This window comes from Alkalibacterium indicireducens (assembly GCF_039522005.1).
Taxonomy (GTDB): Bacteria; Bacillota; Bacilli; order Lactobacillales; family Carnobacteriaceae_A; genus Alkalibacterium; species Alkalibacterium indicireducens.
This window is the reverse complement of sequence record NZ_BAAADA010000076.1, coordinates 1-10,007: the sequence shown is the minus strand read 5'-3', so window position 1 is coordinate 10,007 and position 10,007 is coordinate 1. Positions and strand designations below refer to the sequence as shown.

The 10,007-nt window shown below is 44.9% G+C and carries 10 protein-coding genes and 1 pseudogene; 3 read left to right on the top strand and 8 right to left on the bottom strand.

Annotated features, from left to right (window positions below; translation table 11 throughout):
- Nucleotides 1-115: 115 nt before the first annotated feature.
- From ABFX15_RS04870 to ABFX15_RS04850, 5 genes are all read right to left on the bottom strand, one after another.
- Nucleotides 116-838 (bottom strand): MIP/aquaporin family protein, encoded by a 723-nt coding sequence (locus ABFX15_RS04870; RefSeq protein ID WP_091265690.1) that lies wholly within the window; start codon nucleotides 836-838, stop codon nucleotides 116-118.
- A 15-nt stretch (nucleotides 839-853) separates the two neighbouring features.
- Nucleotides 854-2,521 carry an FAD-dependent oxidoreductase gene (locus ABFX15_RS04865; RefSeq protein ID WP_346024363.1) on the bottom strand — a complete coding sequence of 556 codons (1,668 nt, stop codon included), beginning with the start codon at nucleotides 2,519-2,521 and terminating at the stop codon, nucleotides 854-856.
- Nucleotides 2,522-2,557: 36 nt separating this feature from the next.
- Complete coding sequence (gene glpK / locus ABFX15_RS04860; protein ID WP_346024362.1) at nucleotides 2,558-4,078, bottom strand: glycerol kinase GlpK; 1,521 nt, start codon at nucleotides 4,076-4,078, stop codon at nucleotides 2,558-2,560.
- 280 nt (nucleotides 4,079-4,358) lie between these two features.
- Complete coding sequence (gene pta, locus ABFX15_RS04855; protein WP_346024361.1) at nucleotides 4,359-5,342, bottom strand: phosphate acetyltransferase; 984 nt, start codon at nucleotides 5,340-5,342, stop codon at nucleotides 4,359-4,361.
- A gap of 87 nt (nucleotides 5,343-5,429) precedes the next feature.
- Nucleotides 5,430-6,116, bottom strand: a complete 687-nt coding sequence (locus ABFX15_RS04850; protein WP_346024360.1) for a uracil-DNA glycosylase — start codon at nucleotides 6,114-6,116, stop codon at nucleotides 5,430-5,432.
- A 104-nt stretch (nucleotides 6,117-6,220) separates the two neighbouring features.
- Between ABFX15_RS04850 and ABFX15_RS04845 the strand changes: the two genes are divergently transcribed.
- The gene (locus tag ABFX15_RS04845) at nucleotides 6,221-7,108 is read left to right on the top strand and encodes a Cof-type HAD-IIB family hydrolase (RefSeq protein WP_346024359.1); all 888 of its coding nucleotides are present in this window, start codon (nucleotides 6,221-6,223) and stop codon (nucleotides 7,106-7,108) included.
- Between the two features lie 124 nt (nucleotides 7,109-7,232).
- Here the strand turns inward: ABFX15_RS04845 and ABFX15_RS04840 are convergent, their stop codons facing one another.
- From ABFX15_RS04840 to ABFX15_RS04830, 3 genes are all read right to left on the bottom strand, one after another.
- Nucleotides 7,233-7,763, bottom strand: a complete 531-nt coding sequence (locus tag ABFX15_RS04840) for an acyl-CoA thioesterase (protein WP_346024358.1) — start codon at nucleotides 7,761-7,763, stop codon at nucleotides 7,233-7,235.
- Nucleotides 7,760-8,398, bottom strand: coding sequence for an NUDIX hydrolase (locus ABFX15_RS04835; protein WP_346024357.1), 639 nt, complete (start codon nucleotides 8,396-8,398; stop codon nucleotides 7,760-7,762). Before ABFX15_RS04835 ends, ABFX15_RS04840 begins: the two co-directional genes overlap by 4 nt.
- Before the next feature lie 66 nt (nucleotides 8,399-8,464).
- Nucleotides 8,465-9,199: an NAD-dependent protein deacylase gene (locus tag ABFX15_RS04830; RefSeq protein WP_346024356.1), complete on the bottom strand. Its 735-nt coding sequence runs from the start codon at nucleotides 9,197-9,199 to the stop codon at nucleotides 8,465-8,467.
- A 134-nt stretch (nucleotides 9,200-9,333) separates the two neighbouring features.
- Between ABFX15_RS04830 and ABFX15_RS04825 the strand changes: the two are divergent.
- A pseudogene (locus ABFX15_RS04825) lies at nucleotides 9,334-9,486 on the top strand (bifunctional hydroxymethylpyrimidine kinase/phosphomethylpyrimidine kinase); the annotation flags it as partial.
- Between the two features lie 223 nt (nucleotides 9,487-9,709).
- On the top strand, nucleotides 9,710-9,874 hold the full coding sequence (locus ABFX15_RS04820; protein ID WP_346024355.1) for a YvrJ family protein: 165 nt from the start codon (nucleotides 9,710-9,712) through the stop codon (nucleotides 9,872-9,874).
- The last annotated feature ends 133 nt before the right edge of the window (nucleotides 9,875-10,007 follow it).

Here is a 10,007-nt window from a genome sequence, read left to right as displayed (position 1 = left end):
TATCATAGAAGGAGCGATAATAAATTATAAGGGGTTTTTATCAAACTGTCCTTGACATGGGGTCCAGTTTATATTGAGCAGTGGTCTTTTATTGAGCGATAAGATACTCAGGGAATTAGACCGTCATGGCGAGGAAGATGAGTGCCCCGACAGCTCCACCAATGAATGGACCAACGATAGGGATCCATGAATACTCCCAATCAGAACCTCCTTTATTAGCTATAGGAAGTATCTGGTGAGCGATTCTCGGACCCAAATCACGGGCCGGATTGATGGCATACCCTGTTGTTCCTCCAAGCGAAAACCCGATTGCCACAATAAGCAACCCTACAATCAGAGGATTCAGTCCATCTGTAAAATCGCCTTGAGTAAAAGCAAGTAGGCCGAATACTAGAACAATCGTCGCAATCGTTTCAGATAACAAATTCCATTTTGATCCTTTAATGGCTGGACCTGTTGAGAACACAGCCAGGATAGCTTCCTGATCATCCGTAGCTCTGAAATGAGGAATATAATGAAGCCAGACCAGAACGGCACCAGTAAAACCTCCTGCAACTTGTGCAATGGTGTAGGGGATTACCATCTCCCATCCAATTTCACCAGCCACAGCCATTCCGAGGGTCACTGCCGGATTAATATGTGCCGGAGACAGCCAGCCTACAGCGTAAACCGCCATAGCTACGGCGAGCCCCCACCCTATACCGATCATGATCCATCCACTATCATATGATTTCGTCTTTTTCAGTACATTGGCAGCAACCACACCGTCTCCCAGAAGAATGAGGATCATCGTGCCGAAATACTCACCAAGTAACTGCTGAAATAAAGTTGTTTCCACTATAAATCCCTCGCTTTATTTATTTTTGTATTCCTCCAGTGATACTTCTCTTACTCTTTCATCCAGATGAGCAGACCAGTTTTCTTTTTCTTCTTCACTCCATCCAAGTTCTTTCTGCATGGCATCAATAACCGATTCTTTCAGTTCAATAACCCGGTCTATATTGAAGAATATTGAATCTGTGCGTCTTTCAAAGAAATCCTCTGGAGACAAAATCATTTCATGCTCCAGCCCATACGCCAGCTGCAGGGCATCTTTTAAAGGCATATCGAACGAGCGAGCCTTACCCAGCAGTTCATACACCTTAAATATATTTGTCCCATACCAGTCAACCAGGAAACGTGCATCAGTCTGATCCAGACCTGCATCAGTCCCATCTTGACTGTGTTGATCTATAAATGTCTGGAATGCAAAAGGATTTTCGACATCTCCTCCAGAAAGCGGAATGGTCTTCGTGTCCACCTGATCGAACCTTACATTCAGTTCTTCAAAAGCTTTATCGATGACTTCAAAGGCGTCTTCCGCCATACGCCGGTAATCGGTCAGTTTTCCTCCTGCAATCGTGATCAGTCCGTCTTCTTCAGTAAAGATTTCGTGTCCTCTGGAAATGCCTGACGGGTCATCATTATTCTCATCCTTAATCAGCGGTCTGAGCCCCGCCCAGCTCGATTCGATATCATCCAATGTTAGGGATACCCCGTCAAATCGGTGATTGATTGTCTGCAGGAGGTAATCAATGTCTTCCTGTGTGATGGACGGGTCCTCGTACGCCCCCTCAAATGGGGTGTCCGTCGTTCCAAAATATGTTTTATTGCCACGTGGGATAATGAAGACCATACGATTGTCTTCCTGTCCAGTATCTGTGTAAATGGTTCTGGACACAGGGAGCTTAGAATGATCCACTACGAAATGGACTCCTTTTGTAGGGAACATTTTGCCTCCAGTATATGCCTTCCTGTTCTTTCTTGTCTCATCCGCCCATGGACCGGTGGCATTCACCACGACTTTCGCATCGATGTCAAAGGACTCCTCGTTCAACGTATCCATTGCTCTGACAGTTCTTATCTTTCCATCCTCATCGTAACCGAAAGATTCAGCTTTAACATAGTTGGTTATAATGGCCCCCAGTTCGTCAGCTTTTTTTATCGTTTCGATTGTCAGTCGGGCATCGTCATTCGTGTAGTCAAGGTAGAAACCTCCGGCCATAAGTCCTTCTTCTTTCAAGTGAGGTTCTTCCTTAAGCACCTCTTCCTTGTCAACGATATAATGAGCCCATTCTTCATCAGTCTCTGCTAGATAGTCGTACAGGTGCAGAACTACTTCTGCAGTGAAGGCATTAAAAGAAGCACCTGGTTCTTCATATACCGGCATCAGCATATATCCCGGCTGGACAATATGAGGGGCATTCTTTCCAATAACAGCCCGTTCCTTAGCTACTTCTGACACAAGCTCCACATCAAACTGTTTCAGATAGCGTAGACCCCCGTGAACAAGCTTTGTGGACCGGCTGCTCGTCCCTCCTGCGAAGTCCTGCATCTCGATCAGACCAACTTTTATGCCTCGGGCAGCGGCATGGAGAGCTAATCCAGCTCCAGTGATGCCGCCTCCGATGATCAGCAGATCGACCTGATCAGATGACAGCTTATTTATATTCTCTTTTCTGGTCTGAGCTGAAAATGTCATGCGTCCGTCAGCTCCTTTCTTAAGTTTTTAACCGTCTTACTCTTCTTTTTTTACTTTTTTCGGCTTGAATTTGAAAGCCTGAGTTGCCTTGACAGCTGCCTGCCAGCCTTCGTATAGATCTTCACGGACCTCTTCGTCCATATTAGCCTCAAAGGTTGCTGATTTATCCCATTTCGCTTTGATTTCATCCAAATCTTTAAAGAATCCCGTAGCCAGACCAGTGAGATAGACTGCACCTAAAGCGGTTGTTTCCATGATTTTAGAGCGTTCGATCTTCACATCCAGAATATCAGCCTGGAACTGCATTAGGAAATCGTTCATGCTGGCTCCACCGTCCACTCGCATCGTTTCTGTCTTAAGCCCGGCATCTTCATTCATTGCATCCACGACGTCTCTTGTCTGGTAAGCCAATGATTCAAGTGTCGCACGAATAAAGTGTTCTTTTTCCGTTCCTCGAGTCAGTCCGAAGACGGCTCCTCTGGCATCCTGATCCCAATGCGGGGCCCCCAGTCCAGTAAAGGCAGGAACGACATAAACATTGTCTGTTGTATCCACTCGTGTAGCATAGTTTTCTGATTGCGGCGCATCTCTGAACATTCTCAGTCCGTCACGCAGCCACTGAATGGCAGACCCGGCAACAAAAATTGCCCCTTCCAGCGCATAATACACTTCATTATCCAATCCATATGCCAGAGTAGTCAGCAGACCATTCTCAGACTGAATCGGCTCTTTTCCGGTATTCATAATAATGAAGGCACCTGTTCCGTACGTATTTTTAACCATTCCTTTATCAAAAGCAGTCTGTCCGAATAAAGCTGCCTGCTGGTCTCCGGCAATTCCTGCAATCGGCACTTGAACGCCTTTAAAGATCGCATCCATAGTCTGTCCAAATATACCTGCAGATGGTTTGACTTCCGGCAGCATGCTTTCAGGTATATCCAGAAGATCCAGTATATCTGAGTCCCACTGCATATCATAAATATTGTAAAGCATCGTGCGGCTGGCATTTGAATAATCCGTAGCGTGAACCTCTCCACCAGTCAGCTTCCATAAAAGCCAAGTATCAATAGTCCCAAATAGAAGCTCTCCATTTTTCGCCCGTTCTCTAGAGCCTTCTACCTTATCAAGGATCCATTTGATTTTGGTCGCTGAAAAGTAGGAATCTACAATGAGACCCGTTTTCTTATGGATCATGTCCTTATGTCCGTCTTCAACAAGCTGGTGCGCAACATCAGATGTCTGCTTGGACTGCCAGACGACTGCAGGGTAAATCGGTTCCCCTGTTTCCTTATCCCAGATGACTGTTGTTTCTCGCTGGTTTGTTATGCCGATACTGTCAAGGTCGTTTGCCTCAATACCTGCTTCGATCATGACACTTGCAATGACCTGAAGCGTCTTTAACCAGATTTCATTCGCATTGTGCTCGACCCAACCCGGTTCCGGGAAGGACTGCTCAATCTCCTTCTGGTAACTCCATCTTGGTTCCCCTTCCTTATCGAATATGATTGCCCGCGTGCTTGTCGTTCCCTGATCGATTGCCATAATGTAATCAGCCATTGCTATATCTACTCCCTTTCTCTTATTTGTAAAGGCTTACTGTCGAACCCAGTATAACATTGCATCCTTCACTTCTTCTAATAGAAAGCATATGAAGAGGTAAATTTGTTAATTTCATCCCCATTTTATTTTACTTTTATTAGTTGAGGTCATAAGTTGACTGTTCATTTTCTCTAGTGAGTAATTTATTGTGACGACCACTTATCTTACATGATTCTTAATTAAAACAAAAAAAACAGCTCGAGTGAGCTGTTTTCTTTACACTATTTTGATCGTATGATTAGTCGTTCATCAGTGCCTGATTTGCAGTGATGATAGCTGTTTTATAGACATCTTCTTCGACGCATCCACGTGACAGGTCTGAGACAGGTTTGTTCAGACCTTGAAGAATCGGTCCGACTGCTTCAAATCCACCTAAACGCTGAGTTATTTTGTAGCCGATATTTCCTGACTGCAGTTCAGGGAAGACGAACACAGTTGCTTCACCTGCAACGTCTGATTCGGGTACTTTCTGCTGGGCTACAGCAGGAACAAAAGCCGCATCGAACTGAAGCTCTCCATCAATAGCTAAGTCAGGAGCAAGTTCCTGCGCAATTTTCGTTGCGTTACGTACTTTTTCTGCTTCCGGTGCATTAGCTGTTCCTTTTGAAGAGAAGCTCAGTAATGCAACTTTAGGGTCGATACCGAACATTTTAGCTGTACGGGCACTTTCAACCGCGATTTCCGCCAGGACCTGCTCGTCCGGGTTAGGATTGATCGCACAGTCAGAGAACAGATATTTTTCCTGTCCTCTTCCACGTAGCATGATGAATGCCCCAGATGTACGGCTTACGCCAGGACGGGTCTTGATGATCTGAAGAGCCGGACGGACCGTATCTCCTGTTGAGTGAACCGCTCCGCTGACCAGGCCAACTGCATAGTCCAGATAGACAAGCATGGTACCGAAGTAGTTCACATCTTTAAGCTGAGTTCTAGCCTGATCTTCTGTGGCTTTCCCTTTACGGCGCTCAAGAAATGCTTCTACCATTTCGTCAAACTTGTCGTATGTTTCAGGATCGATGATTTCGATATCCTTCAGATCATATCCACGAGCTTTTGCTTCCTCAAAAATGTCTTCTTCTTTTCCGATCAGAACGGGTTCAAGAATGTTTTCATAATGAAGGCGCAATGCAGCACCTAAAATACGTTCATCTGTCGCTTCAGGAAAGACGATTTTCAGATCTTTTCCTTGAATGTTCTGTCTCAGACTTTCAAATAATTCCACTTGATTTTCCCTCCAGGATTTGTTTTTTCCACATTCTTAATCATACCACTTTTCTTATGGTTTTCACAGTTTAGCCATTAAATTATTCTAGTCATTCGGGTTTTCAGGCAGGCTCCAGTCAACTGGCTCGAAACCCATTTTCTCAAGAATCCGATTGGTTTCTGAAAACACGCCTGACCCTAAAAAGCCCCGATATGCAGACAACGGACTCGGATGAGAGGTTTTAAGAACAACGTGTCTGCTGGTATCGATCATCTTCTCTTTTTTCTGAGCCGCATTCCCCCAGAGAAGAAACACGATCGGTTCTTCTCTCTCACTCAAGGCCTTGATCACGTGGTCTGTCAGATCTTCCCAGCCTCTGTTGCGATGCGAATGCGCCTCTCCTCCTCGAACAGTCAATACTGTATTGAGAAGCAGTACGCCTTCTTCTGCCCATTTTTTCAGATACCCGTGTGAGACTGGAGGAATCCCCAGATCTCTCTCTAGCTCCTTATACATATTTTTAAGAGAAGGAGGTACATCCACCTCAGGTCTGACAGAAAAACTGAGGCCATGAGCCTGATACCTGCCGTGATAGGGATCCTGCCCTAAAATCACGACTTTAACTTCACTGAAAGGTGTCCATTCAAATGCCTGCCAGATATCTTCCACGACAGGATAGACTGCTGCCTCAGCGTATTCTCTCTTCAAAAACTCTCTTAATTCCTGATAGGACTCTGTCTGTTCAGCTTCTTTTAAAATGGGGGTCCAGTCATTGTCTACTGGAATCAACATATGTAAACTTCCTTTCTCTTTTGAGTAAATTTATCTCCCTTTGTCCTCTATTTTTGTTAGACTGATACTATACAAAAGATAGATTATTAAAGGGGACGAAATGAATGATCAAACTGATTGTTTCCGATATGGACGGAACACTGCTTAATGAACACATGGAAATATCCAATGCAAATGCCTCTGCCATCAAGCGTGCGCAGGAACAAGGCATCCATTTTGCTATTGCGACTGGGAGAGATTACCCGATGGCTTCGCCTTTGCTCAAGGAGCATACCATTATCTGTCCGCTGATTGCACAGAATGGCGCCCAGTATTTTGACGAAACCGGAAAAATTCTCTACAATATCGGGCTGGAAAAAAAGACGGTCAGACAGATGCTTGACATCTTTTCTCAATACGACTCACTTCACGAAGAGCTGATGACATCTAAAGGCATCTTCTCCGATAATAAGGATCAGCGTGAAGAAATGCTCGCGTCCATGTTATCAGATATGAACCCGGATATCACATTTGAAGAAGCTCTTGAAACAGCTAAGAAGCGAGTAGATGAGATGCCGATCACTTATGTGGATGACTACTCCGACGTTCTGAACGATCAGAGTCTTGTCGTCTTGAAGGTGGCGGTCCATACAAAAAAAGGAAAGGCGCTGCTTGACCCCTTAAAGGAAAAACTTTATGAGGCGGTTCCTGATTTGGCCATCACTGCTTCAAGTGAACGAAACCTTGAGATCAACCATAAGAATGCCCAGAAAGGACTGGCCGTCGCTAAACTGGCCAGAAAACTGGACCTTAAAGCCGACCAGGTTATGACTATCGGGGATAACATCAACGATATCTCCATGCTTAAATGGGCAAAATATTCAGTTGCCATGGAAAATGCTGCACCTGAAGCCAAGGAGGCTGCCAATTATCTTACTTCAAGTAACCGTAAGAATGGTGTAGCCGAAGCGATCACTCGTGTTTTAAGTGGTAAAATTTATAAGAATGATTAAGGGCATGTCGCCCGTCCCTCTCCTGTTCTGATGGTTCAATAACAACCGTTCAGGCCCGGAGAGGGCTTTTTTTCTGAACAGTATAGTGGAACCTCCGGCTAAATAACGACTTGAAAAAATTCAATCAGCTCATCCAGGGCGGCGTCAATGTCAGCCCTTCAACCAGTTCTTCATTGAGTTTCTTGTCAGCTAGTCGTTTCTTCCTTCTTTCACTGTAATCTCTGCAGACTTTCTGTTCTTCCTCTGATTCACAGACCAGATCAGGAAGAAGGGGCTGATCTGTTTCGAATGAACCGACGAGTACGAAGGTGAGAAAACTGGTTGCCCCGATATAAGTTTCTCCTGATTCCAGGTCTTCACCCAGAACTTTAGTAAACACTTCAATCGACCGTCTTCCGGAACCTGTTACATAGGTCTCCACACTCACCGCGTGACTGGCTTTGATTGGATGAAGAAAATGAAGCTCGTCCATGGAAGCCGTCACAAGAGAATTTGAACGGGCAAACTTTGCAACCGACATGGATGCCGTATTGTCGATCAGACTCATCAAGTTCCCGCCGAACAGAGTCTGGTGTCCGTTCAGTTCAGATGGGAGGACTATGTGTGTCTGAACGACCCTTGTTTCGTTACAGCTCATCTGTTTGTTAATAGTCATATTTGCTCTCCTTTGATTTCAGTCGTCTGACGGTCTGTGATGATATCTATAAATCGATGAGTAAACTGAGCTGTGAATCCCCAGAGGTACTGACCTTCCAACCGATAAAAAGGGATGCCCTGCTTTCTGGTGGTCCATCTGTACTTATCTCCATTGGATATCAGCTCGAATGGGAAATCCTCCTTATGTTCCATGATCAGATCCACATAATGATATTCAGGTCGATGTGTCAGAAAATAATTGAGGGGAATCGTGAACACTGACTCCACTTCCTCGTTCGGCTGGAGCGACTTTAATGTACAGTTCCTGAGTTCTCCAGCGAAACAGTGAATGATATGAGTATGAGTTGCGATATAATCGATTTCTCCATAGATATCGATCTGACTCTCTTTCACATTCAGTTCCTCAACTGTCTCTCGAATTGCGGCCTCTTTGTATGTTTCCCCCTCTTCGACAGCTCCTCCGGGAAAAGAGGTTTCCCCCGGCTGTGACACGCTCTGACTTCTTTTTTCAAATAGAAGATGCTTTTCGCCATCGATAATAATAAGTGGCAGAAAGACAGAAAATCGTCTCTGTCTGCCTAATGGTTCTGGTCGATACTGACTGATTTTATCTCTTATTCTGTTGTTCTCCATGTCCAACACCCCATATCTGACTTCCGACTGTTCTTTCAGGCCTATTCTGCCAGTTATAATGTCGGATCATGCCAGTTCATTCTTTACTGCTTCTGCCCATTGACTGATTGATGTTTTGAAACTCAGGCCGAATGGATAAGAAAGTCCGGTCCTTCCTTTATTGACCAGAATGCTTTTATCCCCCTTAAAATCATATACGAATCCGGCAGCGGGATACACGCTCAGACTCGTTCCCAGAACCAGGAGGACATCTGACTGACTGATGGCCTTAATGCTTTGACGGATCGCTTCGGGATCAAGCATCTCACCGTATAGCGTGACATCCGGCCTGACCCATTCCCTGCCGACATACATGGCTGTCTCCGTTTCAACGGCATCCTCACAAGAATAAACCGTTCCATTCCGGGACACTACCCGAGCAGTACTCCCATGCAGTTCAATGACCTTACTGCTTCCAGCTTTCTGATGAAGGCTGTCAATATTCTGTGTGATGACCGTTATTTTTTTCCCAATCTTCTCAAGATCAGCTAGAAAGACATGCCCCGGATTGGGCTGCGCTTCTCTTCTCAGGAGATTCTTTCTATAAAATGTATAAAATTGAGCGGGTTCCTGTTCAAAAAAATGATGGCTCAGAACTTCTTCGAGAGGAGTAGTCAGATTCGTCTGCCTATTGTATAATCCCCCGCTTGAACGAAAATCCGGTATACCGCTTTCTGTAGACACTCCTGCTCCAGTGATTACAGCTATGGACTTACTGCTACTCAGCCATTCCGCTGCTTTTCTGATACTCCCTTTGTCCATGTATCATGCCACTCCTTCTTTTCTCCGCCATTATCCTTTACTCGAGTACCTTTATCCTATTATACTAGGAATGTAGTACAGAAGTGCAACAGATTCATCAGACTCACGATAGATAAAAAAAGGAGGGCCTAACCATGTCTGGACCAAAACTTACTTTAACAATAGCCGGAAATGATGCCAGCGGAGGAGCTGGAATTGCTGCAGACCTAAAAACCTTTGCCGAATATGGTACTTACGGGATTGCTGCACTGACAGTGATCGCTACAATGGATCCAGATAACAGCTGGTCTTGCTAAAGGACTGGATCCTGTCTAAGCGGTCAGAAAAGCCAAGCATTTTGTGACTGAAGCAATGCAGGCAGGCTTTGCGTTCAATGAGTATGTCGGTCCAGTCTATCACAGTGGCTACAGGCTCAACAGACAGTCCGATATCTAACCACCTCAAATCGGGTTACACTTTACCCCTTCTTTCCGTTATTACCTGTATACGGAAGAAAGGAGGCTGACTGTTATGTCTGAAACTGACTGGTTTCCGGCGATGATCGACATGATTGCTAATGTAGGATTTCCTATCTTCATTTCACTGGTGCTGCTTCATCGCATGGAAAATAAGCTCGATGCGGTAGTCAAAGCGCTCAACGATCTGACGGCTGTGACTGAAGCACGCCACCGGTAATTCTCGAGAGTGTCTTTTTGAGGCACTCTTTTTCATTTTGAAACTGAACAGCACGTGAAGTTTCTATGTGTAAAATAGTTGTCGGAAAGTAAAATAGTAGGGCAAGAAATTAAAGTAGACAAAAAGAAAGAAG

What these genes read in the sequence shown, in the direction of transcription:
- ABFX15_RS04850 (WP_346024360.1), bottom strand. Translation starts at nt 6,116, where the DNA reads ATGTTGATTCCAGTAGACAATGACTGGACCCCCATTTTAAAAGAAGCT.
- ABFX15_RS04830 (WP_346024356.1), bottom strand. Translation starts at nt 9,199, where the DNA reads ATGGACAAAGGGAGTATCAGAAAAGCAGCGGAATGGCTGAGTAGCAGT.
- ABFX15_RS04840 (WP_346024358.1), bottom strand. Translation starts at nt 7,763, where the DNA reads ATGACTATTAACAAACAGATGAGCTGTAACGAAACAAGGGTCGTTCAG.
- ABFX15_RS04865 (WP_346024363.1), bottom strand. Translation starts at nt 2,521, where the DNA reads ATGACATTTTCAGCTCAGACCAGAAAAGAGAATATAAATAAGCTGTCA.
- ABFX15_RS04835 (WP_346024357.1), bottom strand. Translation starts at nt 8,398, where the DNA reads ATGGAGAACAACAGAATAAGAGATAAAATCAGTCAGTATCGACCAGAA.
- ABFX15_RS04820 (WP_346024355.1), top strand. Translation starts at nt 9,710, where the DNA reads ATGTCTGAAACTGACTGGTTTCCGGCGATGATCGACATGATTGCTAAT.
- ABFX15_RS04845 (WP_346024359.1), top strand. Translation starts at nt 6,221, where the DNA reads ATGATCAAACTGATTGTTTCCGATATGGACGGAACACTGCTTAATGAA.
- glpK (WP_346024362.1), bottom strand. Translation starts at nt 4,078, where the DNA reads ATGGCTGATTACATTATGGCAATCGATCAGGGAACGACAAGCACGCGG.